General features: G+C 69.4%; 18 protein-coding genes. 8 read left to right on the top strand and 10 right to left on the bottom strand.

Going from position 1 to position 16,312, the window contains the following annotated elements:
* Nucleotides 1–15: 15 nt before the first annotated feature.
* Nucleotides 16–1,107, top strand: coding sequence for a sensor histidine kinase (locus tag ACQEV1_RS01415; RefSeq protein ID WP_433390267.1), 1,092 nt, complete (start codon nt 16–18; stop codon nt 1,105–1,107).
* The gene (locus ACQEV1_RS01410; RefSeq protein ID WP_285629625.1) at nt 1,104–1,763 is read left to right on the top strand and encodes a response regulator; all 660 of its coding nucleotides are present in this window, start codon (nt 1,104–1,106) and stop codon (nt 1,761–1,763) included. Before ACQEV1_RS01415 ends, ACQEV1_RS01410 begins: the two co-directional genes overlap by 4 nt.
* A gap of 65 nt (nt 1,764–1,828) precedes the next feature.
* On the opposite strand, the gene ACQEV1_RS01405 is transcribed toward ACQEV1_RS01410, so the two are convergent.
* The 3 genes from ACQEV1_RS01405 to ACQEV1_RS01395 form a co-directional block, all read right to left on the bottom strand.
* Nucleotides 1,829–1,999: a hypothetical protein gene (locus ACQEV1_RS01405; RefSeq protein ID WP_285629053.1), complete on the bottom strand. Its 171-nt coding sequence runs from the start codon at nt 1,997–1,999 to the stop codon at nt 1,829–1,831.
* 75 nt (nt 2,000–2,074) lie between these two features.
* Nucleotides 2,075–2,821, bottom strand: a complete 747-nt coding sequence (locus ACQEV1_RS01400; protein WP_285629055.1) for an acyltransferase — start codon at nt 2,819–2,821, stop codon at nt 2,075–2,077.
* Between the two features lie 107 nt (nt 2,822–2,928).
* Complete coding sequence (locus ACQEV1_RS01395) at nt 2,929–3,354, bottom strand: hypothetical protein (RefSeq protein WP_285577410.1); 426 nt, start codon at nt 3,352–3,354, stop codon at nt 2,929–2,931.
* Nucleotides 3,355–3,535: 181 nt separating this feature from the next.
* Between ACQEV1_RS01395 and ACQEV1_RS01390 the strand changes: the two genes are divergently transcribed.
* A complete protein-coding gene (locus ACQEV1_RS01390; protein WP_285629057.1) occupies nt 3,536–4,054 on the top strand; it encodes a peptidylprolyl isomerase in 519 nt (172 codons plus the stop codon).
* A gap of 29 nt (nt 4,055–4,083) precedes the next feature.
* The gene (locus ACQEV1_RS01385) at nt 4,084–4,977 is read left to right on the top strand and encodes a rhomboid family intramembrane serine protease (protein ID WP_285577415.1); all 894 of its coding nucleotides are present in this window, start codon (nt 4,084–4,086) and stop codon (nt 4,975–4,977) included.
* 420 nt (nt 4,978–5,397) lie between these two features.
* Here ACQEV1_RS01385 and ACQEV1_RS01380 read toward each other — a convergent pair whose 3' ends face one another.
* On the bottom strand, nt 5,398–5,655 hold the full coding sequence (locus ACQEV1_RS01380) for a cell division protein CrgA (RefSeq protein WP_285577417.1): 258 nt from the start codon (nt 5,653–5,655) through the stop codon (nt 5,398–5,400).
* A 133-nt stretch (nt 5,656–5,788) separates the two neighbouring features.
* Between ACQEV1_RS01380 and ACQEV1_RS01375 the strand changes: the two genes are divergently transcribed.
* The 4 genes from ACQEV1_RS01375 to ACQEV1_RS01360 are packed head-to-tail and all read left to right on the top strand — an operon-like array spanning nt 5,789 to nt 7,940.
* The gene (locus tag ACQEV1_RS01375; protein WP_285629060.1) at nt 5,789–6,547 is read left to right on the top strand and encodes a DUF881 domain-containing protein; all 759 of its coding nucleotides are present in this window, start codon (nt 5,789–5,791) and stop codon (nt 6,545–6,547) included.
* The gene (locus ACQEV1_RS01370) at nt 6,528–7,178 is read left to right on the top strand and encodes a class E sortase (RefSeq protein WP_433390259.1); all 651 of its coding nucleotides are present in this window, start codon (nt 6,528–6,530) and stop codon (nt 7,176–7,178) included. The genes ACQEV1_RS01375 and ACQEV1_RS01370 overlap by 20 nt, the downstream gene beginning before the upstream one ends.
* A gap of 1 nt (nt 7,179) precedes the next feature.
* The gene (locus ACQEV1_RS01365; protein ID WP_285629062.1) at nt 7,180–7,368 is read left to right on the top strand and encodes a hypothetical protein; all 189 of its coding nucleotides are present in this window, start codon (nt 7,180–7,182) and stop codon (nt 7,366–7,368) included.
* Nucleotides 7,368–7,940, top strand: a complete 573-nt coding sequence (locus tag ACQEV1_RS01360) for an anthranilate synthase component II (RefSeq protein WP_285629064.1) — start codon at nt 7,368–7,370, stop codon at nt 7,938–7,940. Before ACQEV1_RS01365 ends, ACQEV1_RS01360 begins: the two co-directional genes overlap by 1 nt.
* A gap of 217 nt (nt 7,941–8,157) precedes the next feature.
* Here the strand turns inward: ACQEV1_RS01360 and pknB are convergent, their stop codons facing one another.
* From pknB to ACQEV1_RS01330, 6 genes are read right to left on the bottom strand one after another with little or no spacing between them, the layout of a single operon-like run.
* Nucleotides 8,158–9,954, bottom strand: a complete 1,797-nt coding sequence (pknB, locus tag ACQEV1_RS01355; protein WP_433390254.1) for a Stk1 family PASTA domain-containing Ser/Thr kinase — start codon at nt 9,952–9,954, stop codon at nt 8,158–8,160.
* A 22-nt stretch (nt 9,955–9,976) separates the two neighbouring features.
* Nucleotides 9,977–11,326 carry a serine/threonine-protein kinase gene (locus tag ACQEV1_RS01350; RefSeq protein WP_285629068.1) on the bottom strand — a complete coding sequence of 450 codons (1,350 nt, stop codon included), beginning with the start codon at nt 11,324–11,326 and terminating at the stop codon, nt 9,977–9,979.
* A 2-nt stretch (nt 11,327–11,328) separates the two neighbouring features.
* A complete protein-coding gene (locus tag ACQEV1_RS01345; RefSeq protein ID WP_285629070.1) occupies nt 11,329–12,771 on the bottom strand; it encodes a peptidoglycan D,D-transpeptidase FtsI family protein in 1,443 nt (480 codons plus the stop codon).
* Nucleotides 12,768–14,264 carry an FtsW/RodA/SpoVE family cell cycle protein gene (locus ACQEV1_RS01340; protein ID WP_433390249.1) on the bottom strand — a complete coding sequence of 499 codons (1,497 nt, stop codon included), beginning with the start codon at nt 14,262–14,264 and terminating at the stop codon, nt 12,768–12,770. The genes ACQEV1_RS01345 and ACQEV1_RS01340 overlap by 4 nt, the downstream gene beginning before the upstream one ends.
* On the bottom strand, nt 14,261–15,829 hold the full coding sequence (locus tag ACQEV1_RS01335; RefSeq protein ID WP_433390247.1) for a PP2C family protein-serine/threonine phosphatase: 1,569 nt from the start codon (nt 15,827–15,829) through the stop codon (nt 14,261–14,263). The genes ACQEV1_RS01340 and ACQEV1_RS01335 overlap by 4 nt, the downstream gene beginning before the upstream one ends.
* Nucleotides 15,826–16,311, bottom strand: coding sequence for an FHA domain-containing protein FhaB/FipA (locus ACQEV1_RS01330; RefSeq protein ID WP_432705624.1), 486 nt, complete (start codon nt 16,309–16,311; stop codon nt 15,826–15,828). The genes ACQEV1_RS01335 and ACQEV1_RS01330 overlap by 4 nt, the downstream gene beginning before the upstream one ends.
* Nucleotide 16,312: the final 1 nt, after the last annotated feature.

Here is a 16,312-nt window from a genome sequence, read left to right as displayed (position 1 = left end):
GCCGGAAGGGCGGACGTGAAGGCTCTGCGAGTGCCGCGCGTGGACCTCGCGATCGGTGCCGTCGTCACCGTCGCGATGGTCCTGCCCGCGTTCGTCCCGCACGTACAGCCGTGGTGGGTGGTGGGGCTGTCCGTCCTGAGCTCGCTGCCGGTGATCTGGCGGCGGACGCTCCTCATCCCCGTCGGACTGGTCGCGGGCGGCGCGGTCACCGTGCTCGCGCTCGCGCACCAGAGCCTGACGCACCAGCTGCCGTGGTTGATGCCGTACGGACCGCTGCTGTGGACCTACACGTTCGCCGAGCTCGCCAAGCCGGTCTGGCGTGAGGCCGGCAGCGTGGTCCTGATCGCCGGAGTGGTCCTCTCGCTGGTCCTGCCGCACGAGAGCTTCGACACCTCCGGCTACGTCATCACCTCCTACGTCGCCGCGTACGCCCTGGGAATGGGCGCCCGGGCCCGCCGCGCGCAGCGCGAGGCCGTGGAGGAGCGCGCGCGGCGACTGGAGGAGGAACGCGCCGTCGCGGTCGCCGAGGAACGCACGCGGATCGCCCGCGACATGCACGACATCGTCACCCACTCGGTCGGGCTCATGGTCGTGCAGGCCGAGGCGGGCCCGCTGGTCGTGCGGTCCGAGCCTGCCCGCGCCGAGGCGGCGTTCGAGGCGATCGCCGACACCGGGCGCGAGGCGATCGGCCAGCTCCGCCAGATGCTCGGTGCGCTACGAGGCACCGTCGAGCGCGAGCCGCAGCCGGGCCTCGGGGCGACGCCCGGATTGGTGGAACGCGCCCGTCAGGCCGGGCTCACGGTCCACCTCGAAGAGCGCGGCACCCGGCGGCCGGTTCCCGCGGCCGTGGAGGTCGCGGCGTACCGGATCATCCAGGAGTGCCTGACCAACACGCTGCGCCACGCGGCCGCCCGCTCGGTGCGGCTGTGCCTCGGCTGGTCGGACCGGGCCCTGACGATCGAGGTCGCCGACGACGGTGGCGGCGCGCCCGACGTGCGCGAGGGCCACGGCATCGTCGGCATGCGCGAACGCGCGGGCGCCTGCGGAGGCACACTCGTCATCGACCCGCGCGGTTTCACCGTCACCGCCACACTGCCGATCGGATAGCCATGCGTGTGCTCGTCGCCGACGACCAGGACCTGTTCCGCGGCGGTTTCGCCATGATCTTGGGCGCCCACGAGGACATCTCGGTGGTCGGCGAGGCCTCCGACGGCGCCGAGGCGATCGCCAAGACGGTGGAGCTGGCGCCCGACCTCGTCCTCATGGACATCCGGATGCCGAACGTCGACGGGGTGGCGGCCACGGCCGAGATCTGCCGGCGTACGTCGGCGAAGGTCCTGGTCCTGACCATGTACGACGTCGACGACTACGTCTATGACGCGCTGCGGGCCGGCGCCAGCGGCTTCCTGCTCAAGGACGTCCGGCGCGACGACCTCGTGCGCGCGGTCCGGCTCGTCGCCGCGGGCGAGTCGCTGCTCGCGCCGTCGGTCACCCGGCGGCTGATCGAGGACGTCGTCCGCCGGGGCAGCCCGCGCCCCTCCCTCAGGAGGCGCCTGGCCGAGCTGACCGACCGCGAGGTCGACACACTGCGGGGCCTCGCGCGCGGCCTGTCCAACAGCGAGATCGCCGCCGAGCTCGTCGTCAGCGAGCACACCGTGAAGACGCACGTGAGCAACGTGCTGACCAAGCTGCACCTGCGCGACCGGGCGCAGGCCGTGGTCTTCGCCTACGAGTCCGGCCTGGTCGTCGCGGGCGCGGAGTGACCTCCCCCTCGTACGGGGGGGGAGGTCGCCGGTTCACCCGAGGCGGCGGTCCGCGGGCGCGGTGGTCAGCGAGACCACTGCTTGGGATCGACCATCACGATCACCGAGTTCTCCGAGAGGGCGCCGACATTGACGACGTGCCATGATCCGGGTACCTGGTCGGCGCGCAGTGTCCTCACCTGGACGCCTCCGAAGGCGTCCTGCTTGGCGTTCGGGGTCGATGGACACCACCCCATGTCCGCACCGGCCCCGAATCTTTCACGCCACCGGAACGACGACGGGCGTTCGAGTACCGGGGAAGGACGCGTCGCTCAGCTCGCGCGTTCGCCGGGCTCGGGGACCTGGGCCGGCTTGCGGTCTCCGGTCAGCTCGGCGATCTGGGCGAGGGTCTCCTCGTCCAGCGGCACCTCCGGCTGCGGGGGGAGCCAGCCGCTCTCCGGGTCGTAGCTGCGGACGACCTTCGCCGGCACACCGGCGATCACGCTGTGGTCGGGGAACTCGCCGCGGACGACGGCGCCTCCGGCCACCACGACGTTCCGGCCCAGGCGGGTGCCCGGCAGGATGATCGCTCCGGCGCCGAGCCAGCAGCCGGAACCGATGACGACGGCGTCGTTGACCGGCCACTGCCGTCCGACGGGGGTGTCGGGGTCGGTGTAACCGTGGTTCTGGTCGGTGATGTAGACGTACGGTCCGGTGAAGACGTCGTCGCCGATCTCGATCGACTGGTGCCCGACGATGTGGCTGCCCCGGCCGATGGAGCAGGCCTTCCCGATCGTCACGATCGGGTCCGGTCCGAGGTCGAGGCCGGGTACGAACCCGGCCGAGAGCGTGACGTGCACGCCGATGAGGGTGTGGTCGCCGATGCGGATCCACGGCTCGCCGTAGATCGCGCCGGTGGGGAAGCCGATGCACGCGCCTTCACCGAGGTAGCCGAACCGCCGGCCGGCCGGGGTGCTCGGTGAGATCTCGGCGTGGGCGCGCAGCCATTCCCAGACCCGGTGCAGCACCACCGCGAGAGCCCTGCGGCTCGCGGCACTGAGCGAGGATCTAAGCGACATGGGACAGACGGTACAGGGAACCCGAATGCCATTCGCCCCCTGTTGACCGGTTCCGGAACGACGACGGGCCCGGCCAGTGTCGCTGGCCGGGCCCGGTCGACGGCCGATCAGTGGTTGCTGCGGGCACGGTCGGCGTCGGAGTTCTCCGACGTCGACGACAGGTGCTCGGGGGAGCTCACCTCCTCGCTCGGCCGCGACGCGCTACGGCGTGTCGCGATCGCGCCGACGGCGCCCACGGCACCCCCGACGACGAGGAGGGCCGCGGCGAAGCCGCGACGACGCTTCGGGCTGCCCGGCTCGACCCGGCCGGCCGTACGGTGGAGGAGCGCGCCGACACGCGGCCCGACCTCCTCCTCGATGTAGTGTCCGGCCTGGTCGATTCGTGGCGCACTCCAATGACGCGCGTTCTTCATCTGTTTCGCGGCCATCTTCTGCGCCTGACGAGTGGTGGGGCCCACCCGCTGCGCCGCCTGACGGGCACCCTCGGCAACCCTCTCCTGAACGTCCTGCAGACGCGCGCTGTCGATGTTCACCTGCGGCATCTTCCGACTCTTGTTTCGTAGGGACATACTGCCCTCCGTCATGTGCGGTCTCGTCGGACTCTGTTCCCACGACAAGCGATGTCAATCGCCGATCTGACAGGATGCGTTCACGTGGGGGTACACGCACCTGTGTCCCTTGTGAACATCGGATTCGATACGAGGAGGAGTCTTCGTGGCCGAAGACCTCACCGCGACGCTGCGTACGACGATGGGCACCATCGTGCTGCGTCTTTTCCCCGACCACGCGCCGAAGACGGTGCAGAACTTCGTCGGTCTCGCCGAGGGCACGATCGAGTGGACCGACCCGCGCACGGGCCAGCGGACGACCGACCCGCTGTACAACGGCACGGTCTTCCACCGGGTGATCGACAAGTTCATGCTCCAGGGCGGCGACCCGCTGGGCAACGGCCGGGGCGGCCCCGGCTATGAGTTCGAGGACGAGTTCCACCCGGACCTGCGCTTCGACCGTCCGCACCTGCTGGCGATGGCCAACGCGGGGCCGGGCACCAACGGCTCGCAGTTCTTCATCACCGTCGTGCCCACGCCGCACCTCAACGGCCGGCACACGATCTTCGGCGAGGTGATCGAGGGCGCCGACGTCGTCGACGCGATCGCCAAGACCGACACCGACCGAGGCGACCGGCCCGTCAAGGACGTCGTCGTGGAATCGGTGACCATCGATCGTCGTTAGACAGGTACCGACAGCAGAGGAAGACCACGATGAGCAGCGACACGCCGCACGCTCCTCAGGCTCCACAGGTGCCGACGTGCTATCGGCACCCGGGCCGTGAGACGTACGTCAGCTGCACGCGCTGCGAACGCCCGATCTGCCCGGACTGCATGCGCGACGCCGCTGTGGGCCACCAGTGCCCGGAATGCGTGCGGGACGGCAACCGTACGGTGCGCCAGGCGCGTACGGTCTTCGGCGGACGTGTCGCCACCCGGCCGGCGGTGACCCTGACGTTGATCGCGATCAACGTCGTCGCCTACATCGGTGAGCTGGCCTCACCGAGTTTCGTCGACCGGTTCGAGATGCTGGGCGTGCTGAAGACGCAGTTCGGCCAGGTCATCCCGGGCTACGGCGTCGCCGATGGCGAGTGGTACCGCCTGATCACTGCGGCGTTTCTGCACGTCCCGCTCAATCAGGGCACTTTCGGCATCACCCACATCCTGTTCAACATGTGGGCGCTGTGGGTGCTGGGACCGCAGCTGGAGCAGGTGCTCGGCCGGCTGCGCTTCACAGTGCTCTATCTGCTGTCGGCGCTGGGCGGCAACGTCCTGCTCTTCCTGGTCGACCCGGGTCAGCCCGCGCTGGGCGCCTCGGGCGCCATCTTCGGCCTGTTCGCCGCGTTCTTCGTGGTCGGACGCCGCCTGGGGGTGGACACCCGGGGCATCGCGTTCCTCATCGTGATCAACCTGATGTTCACGTTCACCTTCTCCGGCATCTCCTGGGAAGGGCACGTGGGAGGGCTGATCACCGGCGCGGTCCTGGCCGTGGCGTTCGCGTACGCCCCGCGGGGGCGGCAGCAGGCGGTCCAGGTGGCGGCGTCGGCGATCGTCGCGGCGGTCCTCGTCGTCCTGACCGTCGTCCAGACCGCCGCGTTGACCGCCTGACGGACCAAAGCCAAAGCAGAAGGCCCCGCCGGTGCGCCCGGTCGGGGCCTTCTCACGTCGTGGGGCCGGCGAGGCGTTGAAGGAGGGCAGGCAGACGAAATCCACAGGGTCATCCACAGCATGTGGAAAACTCTGTCGGCCAACGGCGGTGCCGTCGTGGAACTTCGGGCTTTCGCTCCGGCGTCGTCATGATCGTGGGCGCTTCGTCGCGCCGTGCGCCGTCGCCGCGCCGGATATGGGAATCGGCGCGTGTGTGTTGTCGAGCATAGCGATGCTTTGTCCCGGCCGCCGGGAGATCGGCGAGATATCCCGGCCCGATCCGGATGTGCCCCCGGGGGCAGCGGCCCGTACGCCGGCCACCGCCCCGCTCCGTCTCAGCGGCCTGTGGACAACGTTGTGGATGACGCGGTGGAAAGCCCGTCAACGCCAGCGTGTTGAAAGGATCACGCCGACGACGATCACCCCGAAGCCGATCAGCAGGTTCCAGTTGCTGAGCGAGGTGATGACCGGGACAGTCGCGCTGACGCTCGCCGTGATGTAGTAGACGGCGATCCAGGCCAGGCCCAGCAGCCAGCAGCCCACCATGGTCGGCACCAGCCACCGCGGGCTGACCGCGACCTTCTGGGAGCGCTGCGGCGGAGTGTAGACGGCCTTCTTGCGTACCTTCGACTTGGGCACGGTGGGTCTCTCCTCAGGGCGGGCTCTGGCGGCGGGCATGGCCTGACGCCGACCCGCGCATGGGTCAGTTTGTCGGTTAGCGTAGTCGCTGGTGAGCAGCGTACGACCATAACAGTGGCAGTGGGGGGTGACGATGGGGGTAAAACCCCGGCCTAGGGCCCTGACCTGGCGTCATGCCATTCCGGCCCTCACGCTTTTCGCCGGCACTCTCTTCGCCGCCAGCGCCAGCACCGCCCACGGCACCGACCTTCGCGGCGGCGACCGTACGCGCGTCACCGAGCTGATCGCCCAGGAGCAGCGCGGCTACCAGCACGCTCAGGGCACCTATCGCAGCCTCCACCGGCAGGTCGACGAGCTCGGCCGGCAGGCCGGCCGGCGCGACGCGGGCGTGCGCTCCGCGCAGCAGGAGGCCGATCGGCTCGCCGCGCTGTCCGGGTTCACTCCCGTGAGCGGGCGGGGCGTCCGCGTGTCGCTGAACGACGCGCCGCACGACCGCCGGGTGCCGGGCGACCCCAGCCCCGACGATCTCGTCGTCCACCAGCAGGACGTGCAGGCCGTGGTCAACGCGCTGTGGGCCGGCGGCGCCACAGGCATGCAAATAATGGACCAACGGCTGATCTCCACCAGCGCGGTCCGCTGCGTAGGCAATACGCTCATCCTGCAGGGAGTCGTCTACTCACCGCCGTTCCGCATCACCGCCACCGGCGTGCCCGGGCGGTTGCGGGCGGCGCTCGACGCCTCGCCGGAGATTCAGATCTACCGACAGTACGTCGACGAATACGGACTCGGGTATACGGTGAAGACCCTCCAGAAGACGACGTTGCCCGCCTACACCGGCAACGCGACGCCAAAGTACGCCACGGAGGCCGACGGTGCGGATACTCATCCGTAGCGTCGGCGAGCTGTGCATCACGGCCGGTCTGGTGGTGCTGCTCTTCGTCGCATACGAACTGTGGGGCACCGGCGCCTACACCCAGGCGGCGCAGCACAAGCTGGACGACGAGCTCACCCGCTCGTGGAACGCCGGGCCGCCGGCCGGTCCCGGCAAGGTCACCACCGAGCGCGTACGCCTCGGGCACGGCCTCGCGCTCATCCGCATCCCGCGGCTCGGCAAGAGCTTCCACTACGTCATCATCGAGGGCGTGTCAGTCGCCGACCTGCGCAAGGGCCCCGGCCACTACCCCGGCACCGCGATGCCCGGCCAGATCGGCAACTTCGTCGTCTCCGGCCACCGCACGACCTACCTCGCGCCCTTCAACAAGCTCGGTGAGCTGCACGCCGGCGACAAGATCCTCATCGACACCCGCGCCAGGCAGTACGTCTACAAGGTCACCTCGACCAAGGTCGTACAGCCCAGCGACGTCTCCGTGGCCGCGCCGGTGCCCGAACACCCGAAGGCCGACCCGACCAAGCGGCTCATCACGCTGACCACCTGCAACCCGAAGTACTCCGCGGCCCAGCGGCTCATCGTCTTCGGCCAGCTGGTCTCGTCGGCGCCGCGGGTGAAGGAGGCGAGTTCCTGAGATGTACGCCTGGCTCTGGCGGCACCTGCCCGGCGACCGGCTCCAGCGGACCGGCCTCGTCCTGGCCGCGCTGGTCGTCGTGGGCGTCCTGCTCTGGTACTTCGTCTTCCCCTGGGTCGAGCCGAAGCTCCACTTCGACCACGGCACGGTCGGGGGTGGCGCCTCGGCTCCGGCGAGCCCGGGTCCGTGATGTCCGCCGCGCGCCGGGTGCTCGTCGTGGACAACCAGGACAGCTTCGTCCACACGATCGTGTCCTACCTGCGCGAGCTGGGCGCCGAATGCGTCGTACGCGACCGGTCCGAGGTGGCACCCGGCGACGTCGAGGCCTTCGACGGCGTGCTGCTCAGCCCCGGCCCCGGGCGCCCCGAGGACACCGGGGTCTGCCTGGACATCGCGGAGCAGGCCCGGCGGCCGGTGCTCGGCGTCTGCCTCGGCCACCAGGTGATCGCCACCGTCCTCGGCGGCACGGTGCGTCGCGCGCCGGAACTCGTGCACGGCTACACCAGCGAGATCCACCACGACGGGGCCGGCGTGTTCCGCGGGCTGCCGGACCCGCTGACCGTGACGCGTTACCACTCCCTGGCGCTGGACCCCGCGACCGTGCCGGCCGACCTCGTCGTCAGCGCCCGCACACTCGACGGCGTGATCATGGGGATCCGCCACCGGAGGGCGCCGGTCGAGGGGGTCCAGTTTCACCCCGAGTCGGTGCTCAGCGCGGCCGGTCACGATCTTTTTGCGAATTGGCTCGTGCACGCTCTGTGAGAACCGCAGGTCGCCGGTCCGCAGCGAAAAGAGCGGTAAAAGAATGCTTCTCCCGGGTGTAACACCAAGGATGGTGAGTCTGATTCCACCATTGAGGGCTTCCGCCGTTGCCCCCGAGCGGCGGAGGCCCTCCTTTCATGTCCGGGCCCGGTCCGGGCATCCCCCGACATGACGAGACCCCCACACGCGACGCGTGTGGGGGTCTCGTCATGTCGACCTAGTTGTCGTTGTTGCCGCCGCCACCCCACGGCGGGGTCGGCACCCCGCTCCCCGGAGGCGTCGGCTGGTCCTGCTGCGCCCGGCTGACGGTCAGCGTGACCGTGCTGCCGCGGTTGGCCGTCTCACCCTCGCTCGGCGTCTGCTGCATGACCCGGCCGTCGGCCTGGCCCGCCGGAACGTCGACGTAGTTGATGGAGTACCGGAAGCCGTGGCTGCGCAGATCGGACTTGGCGTCGTCGACCGACTTGCCGACCTCGTTGGGCACCAGCGTCTTGCCGGGGCCGCTGGAGATGTACAGCGTCACCTCGGTGCCCTTCTCCACCTTGGAGCCGGACACCGGGTCCGACTTCACGACGCTGCCCTTGGGTACCGTGGTGGAGGAGATCGTCTGGGTCGGACCGGCCTTGAGCCCGGCGCTCTCGAGCGCGGACTTGGCGTCGTCCTCGCTCATGCTCTTCACCGGGGGCACCGTGACCTTGGGCTTGCCCGTCGAGACCGTGAGGACGACCTGGGTGGTCGCCAGCTTGGTCTTGTCGATCTTGGTCTGCGGCGCCGGGTCGACGTCGAGCACCTGACCCCTGTCGGCGCTGTCGTCGGTCTTGTGCTTTATCTGGATGTTGCTGTCGACGAAGCCCAGGCTGACCAGCTCCTGCTTGGCCGTCGCCTGGTCGCTGCCGACGATGTCACTCGGCATGGTGACCTGGTTGCCGTTGTCCGAGCCGCCGCCGTTACTGAAGATCATGAAGAGCGCGACGATCGCGCCGACGGCGAGCACGCCCACGAGGGCCCACAGTGCGACCTTCTTGCCGTTGCCCTCGTCGCGTTCCGGCTCGGCGTACTGCGCCGGAGGGAGGTCGTAGCCCATCGTCGACGAGGGGCGCATCGCCTGCGTGCGCGGGCCGCCCTGCATGACCTGCGTGCCGGCGTTCATCGCCATCGTCGGCGCGGAGACGGGCATGCCCTGCGACGCCCGCTGGATGTCGGCCCGCATCTCCGCCGCGCTCTGGTAGCGGTAGTTCGCGTCCTTCGTGAGCGCCTTCAAGACGATCGCTTCGGCGTACTGCGGGATCGACGGGTCGAGCTGCGACGGCGGGATCGGCTCTTCCCGTACGTGCTGGTAGGCGATGGCCACCGGCGAGTCGCCCTGGAACGGCGGACGGCCGGTCATCAGCTCGTACAGCACACAGCCCGTGGAGTAGATGTCGCTGCGGGCGTCGACCCGCTCACCGCGGGCCTGCTCGGGCGAGAGGTACTGGGCGGTGCCGATGACCTGCGCGGTGGCGGTCATCGTGGCCGCGGAGTCGGCGAGCGCACGCGCGATGCCGAAGTCCATGACCTTGACCTCGCCGCTGGCGGTCAGCATGACGTTCGCGGGCTTGATGTCCCGGTGCACGATGCCGCCGCGGTGGGAGTAGTCGAGGGCGCGCAGGATGCCGTCGGTCATCTGCAGGGCGCGCTCCGGCGCGATGCGGTGCTCCTCCTGGAGAACGTCACGGAGGGTGCGGCCCTCGACGTACTCCATCACGATGTACGGCACCGGATTGCCGTCGAGCGTGTCCTCGCCGGTGTCGTACACGGCGATGACGGAGGGGTGGTTCAGCGAGGCCGCCGACTGGGCCTCGCGGCGGAACCGTGCCTGGAACGTCGGGTCGCGGGCTAGGTCAGACCGAAGTGTCTTGATCGCGACCACGCGGTCGAGGCGAAGGTCGCGAGCTCGGTAGACCTCGGCCATGCCGCCACGCCCGATGACGCCATCGAGTTCGTAGCGGCCACCGAGTAGCCGAGGCTGAGTCATATCTGGCACTTTCCCTAGTCGTCTACGCCCTGCCCTCAGAACCTAGCGCGCCGTCGGCACTGCTTGACGGCGTCGGGTCCGGAGAACTCGGCGACGATGGTGTCGCTGGCGTTGTGGGCGTCCGCTTTGGGGGCTTAGGTGTCGGAGTCGGGTTGGTGGACGGTGCCGAGGCCGTGGAACTCGGCGAGGGGAAGGGGTACGAGTCCGTGGGGGCGGGCTCGGATGGCTGAGGCTGCTGGGACGGCGCGCCGGTGTCCGGCTCACTGCTGAACCGCCCGGTGGGCGAGGGGGAGTCGACCGGCGCGACCCGGTTGCCGTCCACGAGCTTAGTGTGACCGGAACTCTTCCACAGGGCGCTCGTCGCGAACACCGCCGTGCCCACGAGGACCACCGCGCACGCGATCGCCGCGACGATCCGGTGCGTACGGCGGCGCCTGGCGGCCGCACTCGGCACGGCCCGCGTCTCGCCGAACGCGACGTCGTCCTGCACGCGGGTGCGCATGTCACCGGCCGACACGACCTCGGTCGCGGCTCCCGCGTCCTCACCGGCGGCGCCGCCACCCGACAGCCGCAGCCGGCGCGCCTGCTCGGCCACCTCGTGCGCGCCGGCCGGACGGTCCTCGGGCTCCTTGGCCAGCATCGCGCTGACCAGGCCGCGTACGGCCGGTGGCACGTCGGCGGGCAGCGGCGGCGGGTCCTCACGGACGTGCATGAGGGCCAGCGCGATCGGGGTGTCGGCGGCGAACGGCGGCACGCCCGCCAGGCACTCGTACGCCACGACGCCCAGGGAGTACAGGTCGGAGGACGGCGTGATCCGGCGCCCCGTCGCCTGCTCGGGCGAGACGTACTGCGCGGTCCCCATCACCTGGCCGGTCTGGGTCATCGTGGCCGACCCGCCGCCCCGGGCGATGCCGAAGTCGGTGATCTTCACGACGCCGTCGCCGGTGACCATGAGGTTCGCGGGCTTGATGTCGCGGTGGATGATGCCGGCGGTGTGCGCGACGTGCAGCGCGCGGGCCGCCTGGCCGATGATGTCGAGCGTGGTGTCCGGGCTGAGCCGTCCCTCGACGGACACGATCCGCGACAGCGTCTCGCCGTTCACCAGCTCCATCACCAGATAGGCCAGCTCGTCCTGCTCGCCGTAGTCGTAGACCTGAGCGATGCCGCTGTGCTGCAGCGACGCGGCGAAGCGCGCCTCGGCGCGGAACCGGTCACGGAAGCTCTCGTCGGAGAAGTACATCTCCTTGAGGAGCTTGACCGCGACCGGGCGGCCGAGCAGCTCGTCGGTGGCCTTCCAGACCTCGCCCATGCCGCCGGCGGCAAGGCGCTCATCGAGGCGGTACCGGTGATTGAGGACGAGGGGGGTGGTCATTACTAGAGCACCGCCTGGACGATTCTCAACGCGGTCGGCGCGGAGTTCTGCGCACCGCTGGACTGCTCGCTGCCTTCGGTGACGACCGCGAAGGCGACCTTCGGGTTGTGCTGCGGAGCGAAGCCGACGAACCAGTCGTCGTAGTAGCCGTTGCCCGTTTCGGCGGTGCCGGTCTTACCGGCGATGTCCTGGCCGCCGACCACGGACGACGCGGTGCCGGTCAGAACCACCTGCCGCATCATCTCCTGCAACTGGCTCGCGGTGTTCGCGCTGATCGGCTGGCCCAGCACCTGCTCCTGCGCGGTGGCCAGCTCGGACTGGTCCGGCGCCGTGACCCGCTTGACCAGGTACGGCTTCATCTCCTTGCCGTTGTTGGCGATCGCCTGCGCCACCATGGCCATCTGCAGCGGCGTGGCGGTCACGTCGCCCTGGCCGATGCCGGAGCGGGCCAGGTCGTCACCGCCGATCTTCTTGGCCGGGTAGTTCGCGCTCGCGCTGCTCATGTCCGGCTCGACCTGGAACGGCTTGTTGAAGCCGAACTTCTGGGCCTGCTCCAGGAGCTTGCTCTGGCCGAGCGTGCCGGCCAGGCGGCCGAACGTGGAGTTGCAGGACGCCGCGAAGGACTGGATCAGCGGCGGGGAGCCGTTGCACTTGGCCTCGTCGCCGTCGGAGTTGTGCAGCGTCGTGCCCGACTCGGGCAGCCGGAGCTCGCTGGCGTCGAACGGGGAGTCCTTGGTCATCCCGCCGCTCTCCAGGGCGGTCGCCGAGTCGATGATCTTGAATGAGGAGCCCGGAGGGAACACCTCGTTCATCGCCTTGTTGAGCATCGGGTTGCCCTTTTGCCCCTGCAGGCGGGTGGACGCCTTGGCCGCCTTGGCGCTGTCGTGGGTGGCCAGGTCGTTGGTGTCGTACGACGGGAAGGAGGCCATCGCGAGGATGGCCCCGGTCTTGACGTCGACGGCGACCGCGGCGCCGCGCCTGCCGCTGAGGGTGGCCTGCCGGATGCCGTCGTAGGCCGCCTGCTGCGCCTTCGGGTTGATCGAGGTCTGCACGGTCGCGCCGGCGGCCTTCTTGCCGACCAGCATGTCGAACCAGTTGCGCACCGTCAGCCGCTTGTCGGTGCCGTCGAGCAGGCCGTTGTAGCCGCCCTCCAGGCCGGTGCGGTTGAACGGGCTCAGGAAGCCGGTGATCGGGGAGTACAGCTCACCCTGCTTGTAGAGGCGCTGGTACTCCTTCTTGTTGATCTTCTTCGAGGAGGCCAGCGTCACGCCGCCCGCCGTGATCGGGCCGCGGTTGTGCTGCCACTGCGCGGTGAACTGCCGGGCGTTCAGCGGGTCGGTCTTGAGCTTGTCCGCCTGCGAGCCCTGGATGTAGTTCACGTTGATCATCAGGATGACGAGCAACGTCAGCGCTGCGATCGCCACCCGGCGAAGAGGCTTGTTCACGCGGTGTTCACCACCTGGGTCATTCCCTCGTCCTGGATGGGCTGCGGCGCCGGGCGCCGGGCCGCGTCACTGATGCGGATCAAGATGGCGATGAGGATCCAGTTGGCGAGGAGCGACGACCCTCCCTGGGCGAGGAACGGCGTGGTCAGACCGGTCAGCGGGATGAGCCGCGTGACGCCGCCGACGATCACGAAGACCTGCAGGGCGAACACGAACGACACACCGCCGGCGAACAGCTTGGAGAAGTTGTCCTTGGTGGCGATCGCCGCCTTCATGCCGCGCTGCACGATCAGCGCGTACGCAAGGAGGATCACCATGAGGCCGGTGAGCCCGAGCTCCTCACCGAAGGACGTGAAGATGAAGTCGCTGTAGGACAGCGGCGTGCGCCACGGCTCGCCCTGGCCCATGCCCGTGCCGAGCACGCCGCCCTGGCCCATCGAGAACAGGCCCCGCATGAGCTGGCCGCTGTCGGCGATGTACTGACCGCCGTGGGCCGAGCAGGTCTGGGCCATCTGGTTGTGGATGACGCCGTTGATCTTGCAGCCGCCGTCGAAGTACGGCTTGGGGTCCAGCCAGGTGTCGATCCGCTGGGCCACGTGCGGAATCATCGGTGCCACCAGGCAGGCGCCGGCGAGGAGCAGCAGGCCGATCGCCACCCACTCGAAGCGCTCGGTGGCGATGTACAGCATGCTCACGAACAGGCCGAAGAACAGGATCGCGCTGCCGAAGTCGTTCTCCAGCGCCAGCACACCGAGACAGATCGCCCAGATGACCAGGATCGGGCCGAGGTCACGGGCGCGCGGCAACTTGATCGGCCCGAACTCCTTGCCCACGGTCGACATCGCCTGACGCTTGTTGACCAGGTAGCCGGCGAAGAACGCGACCAGCGCGAGCTTGGAGAACTCACCCGGCTGGATCGACATCGAGCCGATCCGGATCCAGATCTTCGCGCCCATCGCGCCACTGATCGAGGAGGGCAGGAAGCCCGGCAACGCCAGGAAGAACAGGCCCAGCGCGCCGATCGTGTAGATGTAGCGCTGCACGATCTTGATGTCGCGCAGCACCAGCAGCGTGACGGCGAAGAAGATGATGCCGAGCGCGGTCCACTCGAGCTGGTTGGTGGTCGAGGGCCCGATGTAGGAGTAGTGCTTGCCGGCCTGGATGGTGGCCTTGGCGTCGGCGCTGGTGTTGAGGTCCAGCCGGTAGATCATGGCCAGGCCGATGCCGTTGAGGAACACCGCGAGCGGCAGCAGCAGCGGGTCGGCGTACGGCGCGAAGCGGGCCACCACGATGTAGGCGCCGGCCGCCAGGATGCCCAGGCCGATGCCGTAGCCGTACATGCCGGCCGGCAGCGATCCGTCGCGCGCCAGCCCGACCTGCGCGAACCCGGCAACCGTGATGATCATCGCGAAGATGAGCATCCCGAGCTGGGCGCTGCGCCGCGGGCGCGTCGCGACCGGTATGCCTGCCTCGTTGGTCGATATGGCGCTCATGAGTGTTTACCCGACTGCGGGCAGCCCTGCAGCGTCGTGGGGTGGCTGGCGCACTGGGACGCCTCGACACGCAACTGCTGGACCTTGTCCTGCGCGTGCGCCAGGTCGGGCAGCGTGATCCCCTTGTGGACGTCCTGCTTGGACTTGGAGGTCAGGGAGTTCGTGTGGATCTTGGGGTCGGAGGTCTCGATCACCTTGTTGGCGCAGCCCTCGCTCTGCTGCCCGTGGCCCTTCCAGATGGCGACCACGCCCTTGCCGTCCTCGGCGACCGAGGTGCGGCAGATCCTGCCGCGCAGGTTGTCGATGGTGTGGCGGGCGCTCGCCAGGCTGCTGAGGTTGTCGATGGTCCTGCGCACCGAGGACTGGGCGTCGGGGGTCAGGTCGTCGACCTTGAGGTCCGAACGTTCCTTCAGGTGGGACAGCTTCTGCCCGAGGACCTTGTCGTTAATGCCCTGGAAGATCACCACTTGGCCGTTGTCGGCGGCGACGTAGTACTGCCCCTGCACGCTGCTCCAGGCGACGTACGATCCGCCCGACACCAGCAGGACCAGCACGACCGCGATGCCGACCAGCCAGGGCCACCGGCGGCGCGGGCGCATCTGCGTCAGCTGGAGGGCGTCGTCGGCCTGCGGCGGCACCGCATGCATGTCGGCGACGGTCACCGCCGCGCCGGACTGCTGCGGCTCCCCCCGTAGTGCCGCGGCGCGGTGGGCCGGGGACTCACCGGCCATCGCGCCCCCGGGGGCGCCACCGCCCGGGTTGTCGGCCTCGCCGCGGGTGCGGGTGGAGTTGTGCGCCGCGCCGGCCACGATGGGCTTCGGCGGCGGCCCGGGAGGCTGCTGCTCCAGCTCCACGACGTCGGCGACGACACAGGTGATGTTGTCCGGCCCGCCGCCGCGGTTGGCCAGGTCGATGAGCTGGCGCACCGCCTGCTCCGGCTCGGCGACGGAGCTCAGCGCGTGGTGGATCGTCTCGGCGGTCACCACCGAGCACAGCCCGTCGGAGCACAGGAGGTAGCGGTCGCCGAGCTGCGCCTCACGCAGAGACACGTCGGGCTCGACCTCGCCGCGGCCGTCGAGCGCGCGCAGCAGGAGGGAGCGCTGAGGGTGGGAGGCCGCCTCGTCGAGGCTGATCCGGCCCTCGTCGACCAGCGACTGCACGAGCGTGTGGTCGTGCGTGATCTGGAACAGCTCGCCGTTGCGGAGGAGATACGCCCGCGAGTCGCCGATGTGGACGAGGGCCAGCTGCCGGCCGTGCCAGAGCATCGCGGTGAGCGTCGTGCCCATGCCCTGCAGGGACGGGTCGCCCTCCACGATGCTGTGCAGCGTCTCGTTCGCGCGGTGGACGGCCTGTTCGAGCACGCCGACGATCTCGTTCGCCGGGATGTCCACGTCGAGTGGCTTCAGGGTCTCGATCGCCGCGGCACTCGCGATCTCGCCGCCGACGTGACCCCCCATCCCGTCGGCAACGGCCAAAAGCCGCGTACCGGCGTACGCGGAGTCTTCGTTGCCCTCCCGGAGGAGGCCGACGTCCGATCGTGCGGCGAAGCGTATTCCGATTGTCATTTGCGCAGCTCTATGACGGTTTTCCCGATACGGATCGGTACGCCGACGGGAACGGGCTCCGGCCGGCTCACCTTGGCACGCCCGAGGAAGGTGCCGTTGGTGGAACCGAGATCCTCCACGAACCACTGACCGTTCTGTGAGAAGAGCCGGGCGTGCCGTCCCGAAGAGTAGTCGTCCCCGAGAGGCAGCGTGACGTCATTGCCACCACGACCCATGACGATCTCTGTACCGGCGAGATCGAGGGTCGTACCCGCGCGAGCGCCCTGAGTGATGACGAGCTTCGTCGGCTCCGAGCGCCTCGAACGCGGCGCCGCGGCCTTCGGCTGCCGGGCGGGCTGGGCCGGCTTGGAGGACCGCAGCGCCTTCGCGGCGGCCTTGGACCCCCACAAGTCGGCCCGGATCACGCCCACGGCCGCAATGACGAACAGCCATAGAACGGCCAGGAACGCCACCTTCATGAGGGTCAAAGTCAGTTGGTTCATC

It is taken from the genome of Actinoallomurus sp. CA-142502 (genome assembly GCF_050936355.1).
Taxonomy (GTDB): Bacteria; Actinomycetota; Actinomycetes; order Streptosporangiales; family Streptosporangiaceae; genus Actinoallomurus; species Actinoallomurus iriomotensis.
Note: the sequence above shows the minus strand (reverse complement) of the source record. Positions and strands in the feature narration are given on the sequence as shown.